14 protein-coding genes are annotated in these 22,466 nt (G+C 41.5%); 7 read left to right on the top strand and 7 right to left on the bottom strand.

Annotation, left to right across the window (positions count from 1 at the left end):
- Positions 1-76 precede the first annotated feature (76 nt).
- The 5 genes from ACXAH9_RS13685 (at position 77) to ACXAH9_RS13665 (ending at position 10,730) form a co-directional block, all read left to right on the top strand.
- Complete coding sequence (locus ACXAH9_RS13685) at positions 77-3,220, top strand: VPS10 domain-containing protein (protein WP_474895417.1); 3,144 nt, start codon at positions 77-79, stop codon at positions 3,218-3,220.
- Between the two features lie 413 nt (positions 3,221-3,633).
- Positions 3,634-4,527: an ABC transporter ATP-binding protein gene (locus tag ACXAH9_RS13680; protein WP_474895416.1), complete on the top strand. Its 894-nt coding sequence runs from the start codon at positions 3,634-3,636 to the stop codon at positions 4,525-4,527.
- A 25-nt stretch (positions 4,528-4,552) separates the two neighbouring features.
- The gene (locus ACXAH9_RS13675; RefSeq protein ID WP_474895415.1) at positions 4,553-8,170 is read left to right on the top strand and encodes a M1 family aminopeptidase; all 3,618 of its coding nucleotides are present in this window, start codon (positions 4,553-4,555) and stop codon (positions 8,168-8,170) included.
- A 56-nt stretch (positions 8,171-8,226) separates the two neighbouring features.
- The gene (locus tag ACXAH9_RS13670) at positions 8,227-8,745 is read left to right on the top strand and encodes a GNAT family N-acetyltransferase (RefSeq protein ID WP_474895414.1); all 519 of its coding nucleotides are present in this window, start codon (positions 8,227-8,229) and stop codon (positions 8,743-8,745) included.
- 47 nt (positions 8,746-8,792) lie between these two features.
- Positions 8,793-10,730 (top strand): S9 family peptidase, encoded by a 1,938-nt coding sequence (locus ACXAH9_RS13665; protein WP_474895413.1) that lies wholly within the window; start codon positions 8,793-8,795, stop codon positions 10,728-10,730.
- A gap of 115 nt (positions 10,731-10,845) precedes the next feature.
- Here ACXAH9_RS13665 and ACXAH9_RS13660 read toward each other — a convergent pair whose 3' ends face one another.
- The 3 genes from ACXAH9_RS13660 to ACXAH9_RS13650 are packed head-to-tail and all read right to left on the bottom strand — an operon-like array spanning position 10,846 to position 14,140.
- The gene (locus ACXAH9_RS13660) at positions 10,846-12,852 is read right to left on the bottom strand and encodes a caspase family protein (protein ID WP_474895412.1); all 2,007 of its coding nucleotides are present in this window, start codon (positions 12,850-12,852) and stop codon (positions 10,846-10,848) included.
- Between the two features lie 3 nt (positions 12,853-12,855).
- On the bottom strand, positions 12,856-13,527 hold the full coding sequence (locus tag ACXAH9_RS13655; RefSeq protein ID WP_474895411.1) for an outer membrane beta-barrel protein: 672 nt from the start codon (positions 13,525-13,527) through the stop codon (positions 12,856-12,858).
- 4 nt (positions 13,528-13,531) lie between these two features.
- Positions 13,532-14,140 carry an outer membrane beta-barrel protein gene (locus ACXAH9_RS13650; protein ID WP_474895410.1) on the bottom strand — a complete coding sequence of 203 codons (609 nt, stop codon included), beginning with the start codon at positions 14,138-14,140 and terminating at the stop codon, positions 13,532-13,534.
- A gap of 231 nt (positions 14,141-14,371) precedes the next feature.
- Between ACXAH9_RS13650 and ACXAH9_RS13645 the strand changes: the two genes are divergently transcribed.
- Positions 14,372-14,725: a SiaC family regulatory phosphoprotein gene (locus ACXAH9_RS13645; protein WP_474895409.1), complete on the top strand. Its 354-nt coding sequence runs from the start codon at positions 14,372-14,374 to the stop codon at positions 14,723-14,725.
- Positions 14,726-14,773: 48 nt separating this feature from the next.
- Here the strand turns inward: ACXAH9_RS13645 and ACXAH9_RS13640 are convergent, their stop codons facing one another.
- The 3 genes from ACXAH9_RS13640 to ACXAH9_RS13630 all read right to left on the bottom strand — a co-directional run bounded on the left by ACXAH9_RS13640 (position 14,774) and on the right by ACXAH9_RS13630 (position 21,348).
- Positions 14,774-16,885, bottom strand: a complete 2,112-nt coding sequence (locus ACXAH9_RS13640; RefSeq protein ID WP_474895408.1) for a M1 family metallopeptidase — start codon at positions 16,883-16,885, stop codon at positions 14,774-14,776.
- 93 nt (positions 16,886-16,978) lie between these two features.
- Positions 16,979-17,431, bottom strand: a complete 453-nt coding sequence (locus ACXAH9_RS13635; RefSeq protein WP_474895407.1) for a methyltransferase family protein — start codon at positions 17,429-17,431, stop codon at positions 16,979-16,981.
- A gap of 80 nt (positions 17,432-17,511) precedes the next feature.
- Entirely contained in the window at positions 17,512-21,348 is a 3,837-nt protein-coding gene (locus ACXAH9_RS13630) for a S8 family serine peptidase (protein ID WP_474895406.1), read from the bottom strand.
- A 423-nt stretch (positions 21,349-21,771) separates the two neighbouring features.
- On the opposite strand from ACXAH9_RS13630, the gene ACXAH9_RS13625 reads away from it, so the two are divergent.
- Positions 21,772-22,194: a hypothetical protein gene (locus ACXAH9_RS13625; RefSeq protein WP_474895405.1), complete on the top strand. Its 423-nt coding sequence runs from the start codon at positions 21,772-21,774 to the stop codon at positions 22,192-22,194.
- Here the strand turns inward: ACXAH9_RS13625 and ACXAH9_RS13620 are convergent, their stop codons facing one another.
- The gene (locus tag ACXAH9_RS13620; RefSeq protein WP_474895404.1) at positions 22,195-22,434 is read right to left on the bottom strand and encodes a CDGSH iron-sulfur domain-containing protein; all 240 of its coding nucleotides are present in this window, start codon (positions 22,432-22,434) and stop codon (positions 22,195-22,197) included.
- Between the last annotated feature and the right edge of the window lie 32 nt (positions 22,435-22,466).

The raw sequence follows: 22,466 nt of genomic DNA, 5'->3' as shown, positions 1-22,466 counted from the left end.
AATATTTCAGCTGATCACTTTACCGAAGGCAAAGTGATCAGCTCTTTGTATCTTCATAATCCTAACCTATTTAAATATGAAGAACATCTTTATCCTCACCTTAATGGTGTTTTCAGTAATTTCTCTGGACGCCCAAAAGAAAAAAAATAAATCAAACGATTCAGAAAAAATAGATGCATCGCTTTATGAAGGACTCAAATGGCGAAACATTGGCCCTACCCGAGGTGGCAGAAGTGTTGCTTCATGCGGAGTAGTAAATGACCCAATGACCTATTATATGGGAACGACCGGAGGTGGCATATGGAAAACCAACGATGGAGGCATTAACTGGAAGAACATCTCAGATGGCCAATTGAAAACCGGAACTGTTGGGGCAATCTCCGTTGCTGAATCTGATCCCAATGTCATCTATGTGGGAATGGGCGAGCATGCCGTAAGAGGGGTAATGACCTCTAGTGGTGATGGTGTATACAAAAGCACAGATGCAGGAAAAACGTGGAAACACATTGGATTAGATAAGTCCATGCACATTTCAGATGTGGTCATCCACCCTACCAATCCGGATATCGTTTATGTCTCCGTTCAGGGTGCATTGTACGGTCCTTCGAGTGAACGAGGGGTTTATAAATCCATCGATGGAGGCGCCAATTGGCACAAAGTATTGTTTGTAGACAATAGCACGGGTGCTTCTTCCCTTTCCATGGACATGACCAATCCGCGTATACTCTATGCAGCCATGTGGGACCATCAACGATACCCATGGACGGTAAGATCGGGTGGACAGGGATCAGGACTTTATAAGTCAGTGGATAGTGGTGAAACCTGGGAAAAGATGGAAGAGGGTTTACCAGAAGAATTTGGCAAAGCTGGAATTTCTGTTTCCCGAGCAAATCCAGATCGTGTGTTTGCCATCATCGAAGCAGAAGGATCTAAGTCAGGACTCTATCGCTCGGATGATGCAGGTAAGAAATGGACGCAGATAAATAAGGATCGAGTGCTTATCACCCGCTCCTGGTACTACATGGAGGTATTTGCTGATCCGCAGGATGATAACAAGGTGTTTGTACTTAATGCACCTGTTCTGAAATCCATTGATGGAGGTCGAACGTTCTCCAACGTATCCGTTCCTCATGGTGACAATCACCACCTGTGGATCAACCCAACGAACAATCAGCTCATGATCAACTCTAATGATGGTGGAGCAAATGTTTCTTTCAATGGAGGGGATAGCTGGTCTACACAGCAAAATCAACCTACGGCTCAATTCTACCGAGTGATCACCGATGATCTGGTACCTTACAATGTTTATGGTGGTCAGCAAGACAATTCGGCCATTGCCATTCCGAGCCGTACAAATGGTTGGGGCATTGGATGGAAAGACTGGTATTCGGTAGCAGGATGTGAAAGTGCTTATCTGGCATTTGATCCGAAAAATCCAGAGGTTGTTTATGGTGGCTGCTACCAGGGCATCATTGAACGGTGGGAGAAATCGACTGGTGAGGGAAAACCGGTGATGCAATACCTGGAACAACGTTTAAGCGGTATTCCAAAAGACTTTAGCCATCGATTCAACTGGAATGCACCGATTGTGGCCTCTCCTCACGATCCGAAAATTATTTACCACGCTGGAAATGTGGTTTTCAAAACTACCGATGGTGGCCTCACGTGGGATACCATATCACCAGACCTGACCAGAAATGACACAACCAAGCAAGGGCCTGGTGGCCGACCCTACACCAACGAAGCTGCCGGAGGTGAGAATTACAACACGATCATGTATTTAGCAGCATCTCCACATGAAAAAGGAGTGATCTGGGTTGGATCAGATGATGGATTGGTGCATATCACAAAGGATGAAGGTGCCAATTGGACCAACGTCACACCTAAAGGGCTGCAGGAAGGAATTATCAACTCAATAGAGCTATCTCCTCATGATCCGGCTACTGCTTACATCACCGTGATGCGATACAAGTTCAATGACCTTACCCCGTTTGTTTTCAAAACCAATGATTATGGTCAATCATGGACAAAGATTACAAACGGATTTGATGATCCGAATGGTTTTCCACGTGTGGTGAGAGAAGATCCTAAAGTGAGAGGTTTACTTTATGCAGGTACGGAAACCGGACTTTACGTGTCACCTGACGATGGTGCTACCTGGTCCAAACTTCAACTAAACCTGCCCGTGGTTCCTATCAATGATTTAACTATTCGTCAGAATGATTTGGTAGCTGCAACGGCCGGAAGATCATTCTGGATATTGGACGATCTGAGCTCCCTTCAACAGACTTTGGTCAAAGGCACAATTTATGATGGTTTATTTGCCAAGGAAAATCATTACCGAATCCTGGGAGGCAGTGCTCCAGTCGAAGCTGGAAAGAATCCGCCTTCCGGTGTAACATTTGATTACTTCTTGAGTGAAGAATTACCGGATAGCGTAGCATTGAATGTAGAAATACTAGACGGAGAAAAGGTCATCCGAAGCTACTCAAACCAAAAAGACGAGTCTTTCAAAACCTGGCAAGGTGGCCCACCAGCCCCTCAAGTACTTCCGGCAAAAAAAGGCATCAACCGATTTACCTGGGATTTCAAGCGAGAGACACTCCCAGCGGTAGATGGGGTTTTCTCTTTTGGTGATTATACCGGGTCGAGAGTTGCTCCAGGCACTTACACTATCAGGCTTTTATCCGAGGAAGACACCATAACTACCCAGATTAATATCCTGGAAGTGCCAGGGCAGGAATATGCTAAAACGGAATGGGATGCACAGCAAAAAATGCTCGAAGCGATTGAAGGAATGATCCGTGACATGCATGAAAGTGTAAATACCATGCGTTCAGGAAAGGCACAACTTCAGGCCTATCAGAAAAGGCTGAAAGGCAATGAAGAAGCCCAGGACTTATTGGACACTGCAAAAGCGTTGATTCAGAAAATAGAAGATTGGGAAAATGAACTCATTCAACCGAAACAGGAAACATTTCAGGATGTGATCAACTTCCAAAATAAGCTTAACAGTCAATTGATGAGCTTGAAATCCTTCATCGATGTAGCTGATCCACGATTGACACAAGGCGCTAAAGAACGTTTTGACGACCTTAAAGAAACATGGGGATCGTATGCTGATCGCAGAGATGAGCTGATTGACATTGAGTTAAAAGCATTCAATGATTTGTACAAGCAACTCGATTTGCCGGCGGTAATACTGGAAGACGAATTTTAATTGGATTTGGAGATTCCCAAGTCTCATTCCTTCGTCATTCGCAAGGGAATAGGGGTATTATTTAACCACGCCTCGGTTCGTGTTTTCACGAATCGAAATGAATGTTGCTCTAAGGTTTGTGGTGACACAAACCAGGGCAGAATTCTACAGATCCGTACTCCCTTGAGAGAATAGTATCGGCTATTCGAGTCATGGGAGTCTCTATTAACCATCCTTCAAAGATTCCCAAGTCTCATTCCTTCGTCATTCGCAAGGGAATAGGGGTATACAACCACCCAGCAAACACCAAACTTTAGTCATCCAACATACTGGATCGACCATTTATCATTTCGTATCACCTCGGATCAATAAAATAAAATATATTGATACTTCTGTATCACTAACTGCATCATAATACTAAAAAAGCAATCACAATGAATCTAACTATCAGCAATCTTTCAAAAACATATTCCAATGGCGTGAAGGCGCTAAACGATGTTTCGATGGAAATACCAACAGGTATGTTTGGCCTATTGGGACCCAATGGAGCAGGGAAATCGAGTCTTATGCGTACAATCGCTACTCTTCAGGAACCAGACACTGGTAGCATCATGCTAGGAGATCTGGATGTATTGAAGGAAAAAGATGAAGTCAGAAAGATCCTGGGATACCTGCCTCAAGAATTTGGTGTGTACCCAAAAGTATCCGCCGAAGTGCTGCTCGATCATCTTGCAGTTTTAAAAGGGGTTTCCAATAAGAAAGAAAGAAAAGAGCTTGTAGGGTCTCTCTTACACAAAACAAATCTGTGGCAATCAAGAAAGAAAAACCTGGGTGGTTATTCAGGTGGTATGAAGCAACGATTTGGTATTGCGCAAGCTTTACTTTCAAACCCTAAGCTGATAATTGTAGATGAGCCTACCGCTGGCCTTGATCCCGCAGAGAGAAATCGATTCCTGAATCTCTTGAGTGAGCTTGGTGAAAATACAGTAGTAATCCTGAGTACGCATATTGTGGATGATGTAAAGGAACTATGCACCAGCATGGCAATCATCAATTTGGGAACCGTACTCTATCAAGGCAGTCCATCGAATGCATTGAATGAAATTCAAGGCAAAGTGTGGAAGAAAAAGATTGAAAAAGCCGAATTGGAACAGTATCAGAGTGAATTCACTGTTATTTCTGATCGCCTCATTGCCGGGAAACCGGAGATCCACGTGTTGGCAGATACCAAACCTGACACCTCGTTCGAGAGTGTAGAAGCTGATCTGGAAGATGTGTACTTCTCACACATTCTATCCTCCACACAGCAGGAAGCAGTTCCAGCTTAATTCCCAACCCTAAAATTTAAAAATCATGTGGTTTAAAATATTAAAATTCGAACTTCAGTATCGAAAAAAGCGACCAGCTACTTACATCTACTTTGCGATATTATTTCTAATGGCGGTACTTACTATGAGTACCGATATCATTCAGGTTGGTGGTGGATCAGGGCTGGTAAAAGAAAACTCCCCTACCACCATTGCTAATATGATGGCTATACTTTCTGGTATCATGATGATGATAACATCAGCCATCATGGGTGTAGCTGTTTTAAGAGACTTTGAGCACAACACAGAGTCTATGTTATTTACTACACCAATTTCCAAGTTCGATTATATGCTTGGGCGGTTTCTTGGATCCTTCCTTGTGGTTCTTTTCGTCTTCTTTGGAATGATGCTTGGCTTTATGCTCGGTGAGTTATTCAATCCAGACAAGGATAAAATGTTGCCTTTCAATCTTTATCATTACATCCAACCTTTTATCACGATTGTATTAACCAATCTATTCTTTTCAAGTGCACTGTTTTTTGTAACGGGAGCACTATCCAGAAAAATGGTGACGGTTTATGCTCAATGGATCTTACTATTCGCAGTGTATCAAGTAGCACTCATATTAACGAGTGAGGTAGACAACAGAAACCTTGCAGCCCTCATTGATCCTTTTGCCATTCGAACCATTCAAAATAAAATTCAGTACTGGACTGTCGCAGAGCAAAACAGCATGGTAGTACCCTTTGATGGAGTCGTCATGTGGAATCGTCTGATGTGGACAGGGATTGGATTAGTAGCACTCATTATCGGATATTTTTCATTCAGCTTCAATGTTGTTAGAAAGTCATGGTTCAAGAAAAAAGCTGCAAAACCAGAATCTGCTTCCAAAACAAGTATATCAATCCCAACAGTTAGCTTCAACTTTAGTTTTGGAACGTATATGCTTCAACTAAGAAAACAGACCTGGTTTTACTTCAAAACAGTGATCAAAAGCATTCCTTTTCAGGCCATTATTGCATTTGGTCTATTTATAATGATCGTTAATTCGTTTTTCGTTGGAAGGGTTTTTGGAACGTACACCTACCCTACCACCTACTTAATGTTAGAATTGATAACCGGTTCTTTTGGTCTGTTCTTTTTGATCATTCTGGTGTTCTATTCCGGAGAGTTGGTGTGGCGAGAAAGAGATGTGAAAATCAATTTAATTCAAGATGCACTCCCCATGCCTGACTTTATTAGTCTGGTGAGCAAATTCTTAGGTTTAATGCTCGTATTTGTCATACTCAATCTTTTCCTGATTGGGTCTGGAGTAGTCATTCAAGCATTCAAAGGATATTATAAATTTGATATCCCTGTTTACTTCTATACTCTGTTTTCAGAAACCATGTCTTTTGTGATTTTATTCTCACTGCTTGCATTTTTTGTGCAGGTGATGGTCAATAATAAGTTTCTTGGACATGCAGTGGTGATCGTTTTCTTTATTGCCACCGGTATTCTTGATTTATTAGGTGTAGAACATAGTTTATTCCAGTTTGGAAGTGCCAGTCTAGGCACCTATTCAGAAATGAATGGTTATGGTCACTTTGTGACAAGCTTTTCATGGTTTGACCTATACTGGCTTGCATTCAGCATCTTCCTTTTTGGAGTCGCAGTGGTTTTTGCAGTAAGAGGTTCAGAAGCTGCCATGAAATGGAGATGGCACATTGGAAAAATGAGGTTATCCAGACCAATTATGACACTCATTATAACCACATTCATAACTTTCATCTTATCGGGTTGCTATATTTTCTACAACACCAATGTTCAAAATACTTACAGGAATTCTGATGAGCAGGAGGCAATACAAGCTGATTACGAACGAGCGCTTAAGAAGTATGAATTCATTAAACAGCCTAAAATTACTTCGATGAATGTACAATCTGAATTGTATCCATACGACAGAGATTACAGCATGGAGGGGACTTATATTCTTAAGAATTTTGAAGATCAGCCCATTGACAGCATCCATTTACAACTTGGACTGGACGAGGATCTCACCTATGAAACCGTAACCTTTAGCAGACCTACCACCATAGTAGAAAGTTATGATGAATATCGCTACTACATTCATAAGTTAGATGATCCACTGATGCCAGGGGATTCAATCACTATGGATTTCAAATATTTTTTTGATACCAAAGGTTTTAAAGAGTCCGGTTCCAACACCAGCATTGTATTCAATGGCACCTTTTTAAACAATGGCAGCTTCCCAAGCCTGGGTTATAGTGCCGGTAATGAGCTTGGAAGCGATGATGACAGGAAAGACAATGATTTGGAGCCTAAAGAGCGAATGATGGAGCGAGATAATCCAATTGGATTAGGTCAGAACTTTATTAGCGATGATTCACATGGAATTGATTTTGAGATCATAGTTGGAACCGTTCCTGATCAAATTGCGATTGCACCTGGCTACCTACAGCGTGAATGGGAAGAAAATGGCAGACGCTATTTCCATTACAAAATGGATCAAAAAATGATGCCATTTTTTAATATCGTCTCCGCTGAGTATGAGGTGGTCAAAGACAAAACAACCATTGCATTAAATGACTCAACAAATAGAGAAATTGATTTAGGCATTTATTACCACAAAGGACATGAATACAACTTGGAGAGTATGATGAAGGGCATGAAACATTCCTTCAAATATTTCTCAGAAAACTTCAGTCCATATCAGTATCGTCAAATGAGAATCCTGGAATTCCCTCGATATGCCTCATTTGCTCAATCTTTTGCTAACACGGTACCTTTCTCAGAAGCTATAGGCTTCATGGTGAAGGTTGAGGAAGAAGATGATGTGGATGTCACCTATTTTGTCACAGCTCATGAGCTGGCTCACCAGTGGTGGGGACATCAACTATTTCCAGCCAATGTACAGGGTAGTGCCGTTCTTTCAGAGACTCTTTCACAATACTCTGCCTTAATGGTAATGAAGCAGGAGTATCCGCAGGAGCACCTTAAAGAGTTTCTCAAGGAGGAACTAAACAGATACTTGAGAGGAAGAACTACGGAGCAGAAAAAGGAAATGCCTTTAGCATTGGCAGAGAACCAAGCTTATATCCACTATGGAAAAGGCGCCAACATCATGTATGCATTACAGGATTACATTGGTGAGGACAGTGTCAATGTTGCACTCAATCGTCTCATTACAGATTGGGGAAACAATACGCTTGAACGAAACGGACGTTACGCAACAACCATTGATTTGATTGGTTATTTGCGAGAAGTTACTCCTGACAGTTTACAAGGGGTAATTACTGACTTTTTTGATAAAATCATCCTGTATGAAAACAAGGTTGATGAAGCTACTTATCAGGAACTTGGTGATGATAAATTTTTGGTGAAACTTGAATTAAACACCAAGAAAATGGAATCCGACAGTCTTGGATTGTCAACCCAGGTAGCTATCAATGATTGGATTGATGTGGGCGTTTACACCGAAGATGAGAATGGAGATGAAAAGTTTATCTACTTGAAAAAACATAAGTTCTCAAGTGATGATAATGTGATTGAAATCGAGGTGGATCAAAAACCTTCATCTGCTGGAGTAGATCCTTTGAATAAACTCATTGATAGAAATCCTGAGGATAACACCAAAAAATTATCCCTGGCAGAATCTTCATGACCCAATAAATGCATTAGAAAGACAGCTGACATAGTTAGCTGTCTTTTTTATTTAAAATGGAAACGCTGCAATTATACTTAAGACCTATAACATCTGATGATGCCAACTTTCTATTGAAGTTGATGAACACGGATAAATGGCATCAAAACATTGGAGATCGATCAGTCTATACGGAGGAAGATGCCCTTCAGTATATGGCGGATCGGATGGATCCTGATTTAGCTAAAAAAGGATTCGTAAATCACGTGATGGTTGAAAAAGAAACAGGTCTTTCAGTAGGGACTTGTAGCCTTCATGATAGAGAAGGTGTTGAAGGAATGGATATAGGATATGCGCTTCTGCCTGACTTTGAAGGTAAAGGATACGCCTACGAAGGTGCACAAGCTATGGTCAAACTGGCATTTGAAAAATACAATCAAAAACAAGTGAGTGGAATAACCTCGGATGACAATCAGGGTTCGTGTCGCATATTGGAAAAATTAGGTTTTAAACACCAGGGTTACATTCAATTACCTGATAATCCCGAAAATATCAAATGGTATATTCTACCAATAAGTGACTGGCAATCAGATTGAAGCATTCAAAATCATTAAATTGTAATAAAAACAACCATCCAAACACTATGAAATTACTTACCAGACTAATCGCTATCAGTATGATAGCTGCTTGCTCAGCGCCCAAAGAAGAGGCTGTTGAAGTTAAAAGCTATACGATCGCTCAATTCTATGAGAATGTAGGTATAGGAGGTGGGAGCTTCTCACCTGACGAATCCAAGCTATTGATAAACAGCAATGAGACCGGAATCTACAATGTCTACGAAATCGACATTGCCACTGGTGAAAAAACGCAGCTTACCAGCTCTACGGAAGAATCCTATTTTGGTCAATCATACTTTCCGAATGACAATCGTGTGATCTTCTCCTTTGATGAGGGAGGAAATGAAAATTTCAAAGTTTTCATGATGAACCCGGAAGGTCAATCAAAAGACTTAACTCCTGGCGATAGCATCAGAAATGGCTTTTGGGGCTGGAGCAGGGACGAGGAAAGTATGTACCTGACCTCCAACAAACGTGATCCTCGCTATATGGATATCTATGAAATGCAGATCACCTCGATCGATGATGAAATGCCCGTTAGCGAGATCATATATCAGAATAATGATGGACTAGATGTTGGAGCCATCTCTCCGAATGAAAGATTTTATGCACTGACACAGGCAATCACCAGTGCTGATGGAAAAATGTATCTCTATGATCGTGAAACCGGTGAAAAAACGGATATATCCATACATGAAGGAGATGCAACGTACAACCCTCAGTTTTTTAGTCTGGATAATAAGAGTCTCTATTACACCACTGATGAAGGGTCTGATTTTGTATACCTGGCAAAGCGAGATTTGGAATCCGGTGAGGTCGAAACTGTATTTGAAACCAACTGGGATATTTGGTATGCTTATGATTCCTGGAATGAAAAGTATCGTGTAATCGGTATCAATGAAGATGCGAAAACCGTGGTAAAAATCTTCAATCAGGAAACAGGTGAAGAAATGCAGCTACCGGAGATTGAAGGCGGTAGTATTTCATCTGTCAACATCTCCAAAAGTGAGAATCTCGCACGGTTAACCGTAAGCACTTCAGCCTCTCCAAGCAACATTTATGTCTACAACTTTGAAAGCGGAGAGCTGAAAAAGCTTACAGACACCTTGAACCCAGCAATCAATGCAGATGACTTGGTGGAAGGCAAAGTGGTACGCTATGAATCGTTTGATGGGTTGGAAATTCCGGCCATCTATTATCAACCTAAAGGGGCATCTGAAAACAACAAAGTTCCGGGACTGGTTTGGGTTCATGGTGGTCCCGGAGGACAGTCACGATTAAGCTATTTTGCGTTGGTTCAATTCCTCGTCAATCAGGGGTATGCAGTTCTGGCGGTAAATAACCGAGGAAGTTCTGGATATGGTAAAGAATTCAATCATCTGGATGATAAAAACCATGGTGACAAAGACTTGAAAGACTGTGTAGCCGGGAAGGATTTTCTAGCCTCCACGGGGGTAATAGACATGGAAAAGGTCGGAATCATTGGCGGTTCATATGGTGGTTATATGGTGATGGCAGCCCTTGCTTTTGAGCCAGAAGCTTTTGATGTAGGTGTGAATATTTTTGGCGTGACCAACTGGCTAAGGACATTAAAATCCATTCCTCCATATTGGGAAAGTTTTAGAAAGGCGCTTTATGATGAATTGGGTGATCCTACTACCGAGGATTCGGTTCGATTGTATGAGATCTCTCCATTGTTCCATACAGAAAATGTAACTAAGCCGCTCATGGTGCTTCAAGGTGCAAATGACGTACGGGTACTTCAAGTAGAATCCGATGAAATTGTGGAAGGTGTGCGAGCGAATGGCGTACCAGTAGAATATGTAGTATTCGATGATGAAGGTCATGGCTTCCGAAAAAATGAAAATGCCATTGAAGGATACGGGCAGATCAAAGTTTTCCTTGACAAGTACCTAAAAGGGGAAGCAGAGGAAGATGAAACATCAGAGTCTGAATCCATGTAGACAATATATTATCACATTAAAGGCTGCCATTAGGCTGCCTTTATTTATGTCTGTGGAATTGCTGCAGGTTAACTTAACAGTGAACCTGAATTGATGCAGCTGCAGGACTATACACTCAATTATACTTAAGATAAAATATACCCTTCAATCGGGCCTCTTCCCATGGCTGCTGAGCTCCATTACTTATTTCTTCTACACTGTTTCTTGTTCGCATAAAAACATCCTCAATACGCTGGGGATTTTTCATTTGCTTAATTAGTTCTCCGGTATAAAGTCCGTTTTCTCCGGCTCCATCTGAAGCTACATTTCCTGGCCCAGTGGAATAGGCAATCAGCGTTCCGGATGGAGGTGTTTCTTTGGCAAGCCCTGCCCCTCCTCTTTTACCAGTTGGGAAAGGGTTATTTCTACATGCATCCAGTATGATCATATTGAGGCCATCGTCGTTCGCATATTCAATGGTTCTTAAAACACCTGTCAGTGGTAGTGTCTTCAACTTCACGTCGAGAGGACTTGAAATATCTGCATCAACTGGCACCAGATAGTTGACTCCTTCTATTTCCAGACCATGACCTGCGTAAAAAAACACGGAAACATCCACATCCCTGATGGCTGTGCCATATCTGTATACAGCTCGCTTCATCTCTTCATATGAGCCATCAATAACTGTCGCTACTTCGAAACCCATACCTTCAAGTGTTTCAGCCATTGCATTAGCATCATTGACAGTATTGTTAAGGGCGCCAGCACCAGCATAGTCAGCATTACCTATCACTAAAGCCACACGTTTTTGATTTGAATAGTCAACATTCCCACTTGCAGATAATTCTACCTGCGGTACATGCGTGATATAAAAGTCCTTAAAAGCAGTGTTGGATTGATAATCTTGGGCAAGTACTCTGATTCTGTTTTTGCCAGGGAGAAGATCAAGCTGGGCGGTAAACTTTCCATTAGCAAGAATCTCGGCTTCTTTCCCATTTACCATTACCTGTTTAATTTTTGAGCCGTCGGATAATACCCCTTGCATTTCTATCGTTGACTCTTGAACCACAGATTCTGCAAGATTTCTGTTCAATGGGGGTTTTGTGATTCTAATTTGAGGTGCTGCATTGCGCTGTAATTCAAATAAATGGATGGTTCCGTTTTTATCTCCAGCCGCGAGGTATGAGTCTTCCGGAGATATTTCAATTACTTCCGGAAATTCATCCAATGTTACTTCACTGGAAGTTGCTCCCTGTTCCAGATCAACAAGCGTGACTCTATAACGCTTGTCAGTATAATAAGCGATATGTGCAGGGCCTGGTCCAAGCACTATTTCATCCACCCGATCGTTTACACGAATTCTTTTGACTTCATTCGAAGAATCCCAATCATAAGCGATGATACTATTTCTGCGCTCTGGTTGTCCTCCTCTAACTCCTCCTTTGGGAATAAACACTTCCTGAACCCCAGTCACAAACAAATCACTTCCTTTGTTGGAAGCGCCCGCATGCATGACTGAAGAAGAACCGGCAAACTCATTGCTCCGAAGCTTCACCTCTCTTAGAACATTTTGATTGATAGGATTACACATTAGAGTTGTCCCATCCTGCCCCATTACTGCTAACTGCTGCCCGAATCGATCGTAACCGAGATATATTGGTTTGCTTACGCGATCACCTAACCGAATCTGTGCCTGTTGCATTTGAGCACGCAAACTGAATACCTTCAACTCATCATTTTTGTTAACATAGCTGAGATATTGTTTTTCCGGATCTACACTTACTAGCTCAGGTATCTCACCTAAACTTACAAACCTTGTTTTCTGAAAATTGGAAGTACTAAAAAAATGAAGTCCCCCATCCTCATCTACAATTAATATCTCATCATTATCTGACAGAAAATCAACGAAAATTATTTCATCACCTACCTTATGGTTGGTAACTGGCCGTAGCTCATTCAGGACCCAAACCTGGAAGTTCCCCTTTCGATCACCGGCTATCATCATTTCAGCATCTGAGGAAAATGATACAGCAGTGACACGATCCAGTGATGAAGTCAATTTAGCTACCGGCGCAATAAAAATTTGCTGAGCGGACAATTGTAAACCGCACAGAATGCAGATGAAGGAAAATAATCTATTCATGTATCAGGTGCCTTTTCGTCCGATGATATATCCAAACCCTACCGTAAACTGGAGCAGGTTTCCATCCGCAGGTCCATCTATAGATGCAGCAAAACCAAATACATCAAACTCAATTGTTTCATTTAATACTGTCCCGTACGTGAATTTATTATCGATGTTTATTCTTTCAGTAACAAAAAATTTAATTCCTAGAATTAAAGAAGCTACTGTACGTTTATAGGTTGTTTCTAAATCCACGCTTGATCCGCCTCCAAATCCAGGGATCGGAATGCCCAGACCATCTCCCAGGTCTTCGCCCGCACCTAATACATCTCCAGATGTTACCTTCGTATTGTATAATGTATAGGCCACACCAACATATGGCATTGTTTTTCCATTAGCAGAGAGAAAGGAATAGTTGGCGAATAAATTCCATGCATTATTGTTGACTTTAAATGCATCATTTAACACCTTAGCTGAACTAAGACTTGGTCCGAAACCCAAAGAGACATTATCACTCACATAATATTCGAAATTGAGAATAAGGTTAGAGTAACTATAATTCAGAATGTCTGCGTCTGCGTCTTGTTTCATCAATCCAAAATTGGCACCCAATACAACATCTCCCTTCTGCACCTGGCCATTCACAATGGACGAGGAAACTGATAATAATAATATGATTAATATCTTTTTCATCTTCTTAGTTTTTTCGTCCAATTATATATCCAAGGCCAACATTGATTTGCATGATCGTTCCATCCATATCTAATTGAATTGGAACCCCGTTCGAACTGATCGTTTCACTTTTAGCTATTACACGAGTGATGCTAAAGTTATTATCTACATTTAATCGCTCTGTTATAAAAAACTTGATACCTATGTTACCTCCATAGCTATCAGTGACTATATCATCTGTTCCTGGTTGCTTTTGGATCAGTCTTGTAAACTGACCTCCAAAATAAGGCAAGACAAATCCGCCATCTGTTAGGAATGAATAGTTGATAAACCCATTATATCCAATAGTGCTTGTTTTGGAAGTAGTTGTTGTTACTTCCATAGTTGTTGGATCCTCTGTGGATTGTGTGGATTTGTTCCACCCAAACCTAGGTCCCACACCAAGTGAAATGCGATTACTTAAAAAATAAGTGTACGAGAGATACAAGTTGGTTCTTCGTTCGGCTCCATCTCCACTTAACGAATTGATATCAAAACCGAATCCTAGATTCTGATCTGATTTTTGAACCTGGGCATTAGCGTCTAAGCACGCCAATATCAGTAAGCTCAGGCTGATTAGTAGTAGTTTTTTCATGTCAGGTTATTGGTGACGTTACAATTTACTGAAAAAATTGACAATGAGAATTTATCGATTGCTATCCATATAACAATGCGCTCATTCATACCTCTAGACCTGATTTACCTCGATTAATTCCTTACTCATTAGCTTTATAATAAAAATGGGACTAAATGCCTTTCCCATAGAGCAACAATCGGATAAATTTGAGCTGAAAAAGGAGTAATATTATACGAAAACCACCATCCAATGTCAGAAAGTGAAGATATAATACCAAATATTCGTTTTAATCCAAGCACTGGATTGATACGAATCGAAGGACGGTCAGCGATGCGAGATGTACAGGACTTTTACCTCCCCTTCATCGAGCAGATAAAAAATACAACCGTACCCACCTTCATCGTTGAAATTAAGCTTGAGCATTTTGATACCGGCACAATGAAATGCTTATACCAAATGATGCTTGAGTTAAAAGAAAAACAATCAATGGGTGCTATGGTTATGGTTCGTTGGTTCAGTGAAGCAGGTGATGAAGACCATAAAGAATTGGGTGAAGACCTGGAAAGTAGATCAGGACTAAAATTTAACTACGTAAATAAATAAAAAAAGCCTCATCGTTGAATGAGGCTTTTAAATTGACCAGTAAAGCTCTTATTCTTTGTCGCCTTGCACAGTTAAACCAAATTGTTTCAGCTCCATTGTCATTGAAGTTTTGTCTCCGCTATCATCAAAGGAGATTACAATCTTACCATCAAGTGACTCCCATTTGTCCTCATTAGGGAGCACAACAACATTCATCCCGGCTGCCGGAATTTTCACCTTCACCAGACCATCTTCTTGTTCCATCATTGCCTGGATATTGAAGTTAGCAATGTTATACGTCCCCATAATGGATTCAGGCACATCAACATTGGCCATTCGTTCCTGAAGTGATGGATAGAAATTATTTGTATCATCCAGGTCCGGCACGCTTGCATTTACAGATATAGTCTCGATTTTTTTATACTCAGGGATAGTTACTACTACCTCCCCTTTACCATAAATGGATTTTCCAGACATGGTCGTTTCAAAATCTGCCCCATCATTGTATTTCACTTCCACTTTCAAGGGTACTGGCCGACTGCCCGCATTTATAATCGTCAGCTTGTCTTTCTTAATTCCTCCGATCTTAACGTCTGGTGCTCCAAACTCAAAAAACCATGGCTTCCATATCCAGCTTAAGTCCTGACCACTAACATTTTCCATGGTATAGTAAAAATCAAATGGAATTGGTGATTTCTTTGCCCAACGGTTGATGTACTCTTTGTATGCCTTAAAAAACATCTCATCACCCAAATGTTGATGTAGCATTGAATAAATAAATGCCGGCAGTGGGTAGGCTGAATATCCATAGTTGGTTCCATCCATAAATTGAGATGACGCAAACAACGGCAAATCTTCATATTGCCCCTGCATACCTCCAACACTTCCTTTGAAGTTGGTAAAAAGCGGAGAATCATCATCCTCAAAGTAGCGGTTGATAACCAATGAAGTGATGTAGTCGGCCCATCCTTCATCCATCCATGCAAAACGTCTTTCGTTTACACGAACGTACATCGGGAAGTACATATGAAACATTTCATGCACAGTAACTCCCAGTCCAGGTCCTCCATTATAGGCCATCATTGGAAACTCCATGCCTCCCCCTCCAAGTCCAATAAAAGTCGTAAATCTGGGATATGGATAGGGCACACCAGGTATATCTTCAGAAAAGTGCTTCATCGTCTTTTGCTGATTTGGCGTCATTGCAGCATAAGCCTGTGGGTTACCCATTGGGTATACCGAGCTAATCAAAACATCCTCACCGTCTACTTTTTGGGATGCCGCATTCCATTCGTAATGATCGCTCATAGCAAAAGCAAAATCAGGAACTTCATCCGCTTTAAATTTCCAGGTACCAGACTTATGGGTGAATCCATTTTTAAGGTCTTCACCGCTAATAACATCTAATGGTTCAGTAGCTGTTAAGGCTTTGTTATATCGCTCCAGGATATCTGAGTTAAATACCTCTGATGGATTTTGAAGCACGCCTGTGGCCCAAATGGTAAATGATTCTGGAGCCGTGAACTCCACATCGAAATTGGCTAGATTGTTATAAAATTCCGTTTGGAATGTGTAGTTCTGGGTATCCCAACCAAACACATCATCATAAACAGCAACTTGCGGATACCAATATGCTACGAAAAATGAAGAGCTATCTGCAACACCTGTTCTCCTGTTGGTAAAAGGAATTACAGTCTCCCAATCAATTGCTAAGTCTATACTCTCTCCACTTTTTACAGGTTCATCCAATCGGATTATCAAATTGGTACCCCTACGCGTGACTGAACGACTATTGACATCTACAGAATCACCTCGAACTTGTACCATGTTAAGTGTGACTCCATCATTAACATCTCTATCATCGATGGCTGAGCTACGTATATTTCCTTTTTTGTATACGTCATTGTACAAACGAACCACAATAGCCGAAAGATCATCCGGGCTATTGTTTTGGTAGGTAATTGTAGATTGCCCGATGATCTCTCTGCTCTCAGGATCGATGGATGCTTTGATATCGTAATCTACAGTATTGTGCCAATAATTGGGACCAGGCTTTCCGTCATAGGATCGGGTCCCATTATCATAAGCCTTCTGCATTTCTTTTGGCATGAATATTCTTTTTTCCTGCGCCATTAGAGTTATGCACAGCGTTAGTGTGATAAGTGAAAATACTTTTCTCATAGTGATTTGATTATTTGAATAAGTTGATCCGTAAAGAAAACAAAATGTTACAGAAGTAAAGAGCCGTTGGTGGAATTGACCACTTTAACTACTCTAAAGCCACCTGCCCACTTTTTCACAGTAGCTCAGATACTCTTTGCCAAAAATCTTAACGAGTGATTCCTCCTCTGGCCTGATCTGAAACCTGGTCAAATACCAAATGAAGAAAATAACTCCACTCATTGATAGCGGGTTGCCTATACGTATGAGGCCTCCTATCAACACTAAAACCATCCCGAGATACATGGGATTTCTGGTATATTGATAGATGCCTGATATAACCAAAAAACTTGCTTTTTCCGGATGCAATGGATCCACAGTCGTTTTCTTCATCCGAAATGCAATGATCCCTGAAAATGCCACGATCACACCCATGGCCAGAAAAATCCTGGAAATCAATGTTTGATACGAAAAGGAATATGCCCAGTTTGGCGTCAGGTAGTAAGCGCCGAACATCAGCCCAAGGCTAAGGAAAAAGATCACTACCGGTGGAATTTTTAATCTCATAAAGTCAAGATAGTAAAAAGAAAAAACCCCATCCCGAATGAACGGGACAGGGCTATTTACGATTAGGTTAAACCTTAAACTTATTTTTTCACGAACTTCTTCATGATTGATTTACCTCCTTCGTCTTTCAGATGAATCATATACATTCCTGCATTCAGATCACCTACATAGACCTTTCCATTATCCAGTTGACCTGTGTTTACAGTCTGGCCATTCAAATTGGTAATGGTATAAGATACCTCTTTTCTGGTCGAAGCAATCGTCAATCGATCCTCTACCTGGTAGTTTGGATACATGCTTACACTTACAGCAGTTCCTACAGAAGCAGAAGATTGAGTTGCATAAGATGAAGTAGCTCCACCCACACAGAATGCAGTGGTTTCACTAGATCCAAAAGCACCTCCGGAAGCTAATGTCGTGCTGCCATCTACCAGGCTATAAGATCCATTTCCGTATGAGCAGCAGATTCCATCACCATACGTATCATTGATCACAAAATCATAGCATCCGTCAGTCAAGGTGATCACTTCCGTAACAGTAGAACCATCAGGCTGAGAACCATACGTTCCGCCGGAAGCTACTACTGTACCTCCATCTCTGATCTGCCAGCTGGTTTCTTCAGGATAGTTATCCAATACGATTGTTAAAGTAACATCCGTAGTTCCGCCAGTACTACCACCGCTAACAGATAGATCATCGATAGCGATATCGCTAGACCATCCGTTTCCGGTAGTACCAACCATTCTAAGCTTTACGTTACCTCCAAGATAAGAAGCAAGGTCGACATTGGCAGTCTGCCAGGAGTTACCTTGATTTCCGGAACGTGTCCACAGGTTGGTCCAGGTTGTACCATCCGTTGATGCTTGTGCTGTGAGTGATCCGATATTATTTCCATACATGTGATACTGGAAGGAGAAAGTTGCAGTGCTTTCGCCAGAAAGATCAAAACAATCACTTTCTAAGATCGCCGTAGCATTACTACCGATTTGTCCTGTGCTTCCGTTAGTAGAAGCCTCGAGGAACATATAGTAAGATCCTTCCGCAGCTGAGCTTGGTCCTGTTCCTGATGAAGGGGTTCCGTTGGCATCTCTTACCCAGTTACCATCATCACCAGTTATCTGAGTCCATCCATCATTCACTTCAAATCCTTCAGAGTAAGGAAGCGTTTCTGTGACCGGACAACTCATTCCAGAACTTTGAGTCGTAACATTTACGGTATTGCTCGCTCCCGATACATTTCCAGCAGCATCTTTAGCTCTTACATAGAAAGAGTAAGAAGTACCTGCAGTAAGGCCGGTTACATTTGCACTTGTGCCTGTTACAGAACCAATATTAGAACCATCCTGATAAACATCGTACCCAGTTACACCTACGTTATCAGTAGAAGCGTTCCAGTTTAATGTCAATGAAGTTTGTGCAACATTGGATGCTGCAAGTCCTGTTGGTGCTGTTGGTGCCTGAGTATCTGCTCCAGATCCACCAGTAATCTCCAGATTATCAATTGCAATATCTCCCTGCCATGATGAACCGGAAACACCATTGAATCTTAGTAGAACTGTACCTCCAGCATATGCAGCTAGATTAACATCAGCAGCATTCCATGCTGCTCCCTGATCTCCAGATCTTGACCAGATTGAGCTCCAGCTTGCACCATTATCTGCACTCGCCTCCAGATCAATAGTTCCTACCGCATTACCAGTCATGTGGTAATCGAAAGTGACATTCGCTCCTGACTCACCAGTTAAATCGAAACAAGGGGAATTCAAAATTGCTCGCTTGTTCGGATAACCTGTTCCGTTTCCTGAAACTTCCATGTAGATATAGTAAGAACCATCAGTTGCACTAGAAGGTCCCGTTCCACTGGAAGGTGTACCATTTGCGTCAATCGTCCAATTGATATCGTCAGCAGTTGATTGGCTCCAAGCTCCTAATGTGTTTTCAAAGCTTTCACTGTAAGGGTAAGAAGAAATTCCTCCCGTACAGTTGCTTGAGCTTGTAGTAAAGTTTACAGAACTTGAATACGCTGAGGTGGATGTGTCCGGACATTTACTTCGTACTTGCGCCTCATACTGAGTGTCGCTGGTTAAACCAGTTAAGTTTGTGGATGTACCGCTTACGCTGGTTGTTGTCCAACTTCCGCCCACTGGTCTATATCGAAGATCGTATGTTGCACCTGCTACCGAGTTCCAACTGAGAGTAGCCGAAGTTTGGCCTACGTTAGAAGGGGTAAGTCCAGTTGGTGTGGTTGCATTACACACTGGAGGTGTACCAGTGACACCAGTAACTACAAGTGAGAAATTTTGGCTACCACCAGAAAGTGACCCTTTGTGTGTCACAGTAATTGTATAAGATCCGGAAGCACCAGATACATCTACTCGCTCATATGGATCTACATTGTTATCTCCTGTGTTGTTAGAGTTGATTCCTGTAAGCCTGTAAGGACTATATGTAGAACCACCTTGAGTTACTCGAATGTCCAGGTCGTTGACCAGTACAGGAGTGGTTTGGTTTGCAGTACCTGTATTTGCAGTTCCAGCAGGATCAGTCCAGGAGATGGATGCCATAAGAGGATTGGTCCCATCAGCATCCACATTTACAGTGTAGCTTCCGCCGTTTGAAAGAGTTAGTTCATCAATTATAGAACCATTTCCATTGTCAGAGATGGCCTCTGCGGCAGCTTTTGCATTTAAAAGTCCCCATCCGTAAACTACATCTGGTCCAGAAACCCCAGCATCATCAGCAGTGTGAAGTGCTAACCCTTTTAACGTAGCAGCTCTCATGAAGGAGCCATTCACATTGTTATAGTGCTGTTGTAAAAGAAGTAGTGTACCAGTCACATTGGGAGATGCCATGGAAGTTCCTGATATGGAATTGTAAGCTACATCACTATTATCGTAGGTAGAGTACACGCCTGTTCCATTTCCCGTAATGTCAGGCTTGATTCTGTAATCATCTGTAGGACCTTCACTACTACTGCTGTTGATCACAACTGAGTTGAAAGTACCATCATTGTTTACGTTAGCATCTTGTCCGTTAGCTACTACCATGTTGTTTTTGGAAGTAGAATGACCAGTCAGTTTGTCATATGCAGACTGTCCAGCAAGTGGCTGTCCGTTTGACGAATTGTCGTTACCATCGTTTCCTGCTGCAACCACCATTAAGTAGTAAGGTGAGTTGTACATCAGGTTATCCCAATCTCTGGATTCATCAATATAAGCTCCAAAGTACCAGTCTGGCACTAATGACGCTCTATATCCATAAGAGTGGTTGGAAAGTAACATTCCGTTTGCTGCCTCAGTAGTTGCCTCAGACAGGTCATTATTCCAGTCATGAGTCAATGCACGTGCCTGAGGAGCCATGCCTTTCGCAGCAGCCTGTACTCCGGAAGCCACAATTGTTCCGGTTACGTGTTGCGCATGAAAGCTGTTTCCATTAAGACCAGTCACACCATCATTTGTGGATACTCGATTGTTACCACCGGGACCATCAAATTCTTGGTGTGTATTACGTGTGGGTCCTCCATCCCAAACATGGGCGGTCATGTTCTGACCGTCAAGACTTAGTCCCAGAGATCCACCTATATTCAAATGGTCTGCACGCGTAGATCGCGCAGCATCTGCATTAAAGATGGTATAGTATATGGGTTTTCCGTCTCTGGAAACCGCTACTAACTCATCTACTGAGCCATCTGAATTTGGTTTTAAAATTTCCCAACCCCTCATGGACGCCATGTTGATGGCTTGAGCCCTCCGATTTTCTTCTTTCTGTTTAAATTCTTGTCGAAGTTGGGTAAGCTTTGACTTGTCATACTTGTTGCTGATCTCTTGCCGCTGTTGCAATGTCTGGGCAAAAGTGGTAGTAGTGGACACAATAAAGGCTAGCAACAATGCCTTTACGAGTCGCTCTGTTCTTCTCATAATAAACAATACGATTAGTTAAAAAAATATTAGGGGGCTGGTTGAAGGGGCGCTGACATTCATAGGTCAGGGTGGAGTGGTAAAGGGGCTCATTAAAGCCCTTACCAATCGCTTTAATCTTCTCATAATAAATCGATTAGGTTAACAATTAATCAAACGAATATAAGGTATTATTTCGGCGACTTCCAACAAACTTTGATTAACAAAATCAAAATAAGAATTATATTTGGATATTATATGTTTTTCAGTATTTAATTCTTTTTATGCTAATTATTTAGAATGCATTAAAGAAGATTTGTACTTAAAAAAGACTGTTATGCATTATCAAATGATAATGAATGTTTCATTCTATCGATAAACGGTAAAATATTGTAGATGAATATTGATATATTGAGCAATTATCAATCGTAAAAGAGATGATTTATGCAGCTTAGTTTCACAAGAATCATCCTTATTCTAACCTTCACTTCACTTTCCTGTACCGCGCAGAAAAGCATCAATAATTATGGAGAACTTAAAGGTGTAATTGGAATCTATGAGGGGAATTGCATGCCGGGCCCTGGCGTCCCCCCTTGTGAACCACGTCCCATATCCACTACTGTTTATATAACTCAGCTCAATCAAGACTTCCAGTTGGATTTGCTTGTTGATAGTGTTCGTTCCAACGATGTTGGCATCTACTCAATCAAACTGCCTGAAGGATCTTACAGCTTGTTCCTGAGAGACGAAAACAGTTTTGTATGTGATCGGATTGAATGCCCGGATGAATGCTACTGTCATCCGTTCCAAATTGTTGCAGATTCAACAACCGTCATCAATGCCAATTTAGATCATGCTACGTGGTAGTTAAAGTGACTTATGACTACCATCGCAAAACCCTGGATTAGTGGTTCGTTTGCACATGCATAAATAAGCAGCTTTTGTTTCCTCAGCCTTAAAGACAACCGGAGAAAAATTTGTTCCTCCATGGGAGCCGTCACAAAAAGGCTGATTATTAGATTGACCACACGCACACCAGGCATATGTTTTACCTTCTTCAAGGTCGACTTTCTTTGGATTTTTATCAGCAATTTGTGGTTTATCCATAATTCAAATTTAGGTTCGATTATAATTATACA

It is taken from the genome of Ekhidna sp. ABH4_415, assembly GCF_056161305.1.
The sequence above is the reverse complement of the archived record's forward strand: the minus strand, read 5'-3'. Positions and strand labels throughout refer to the sequence as shown.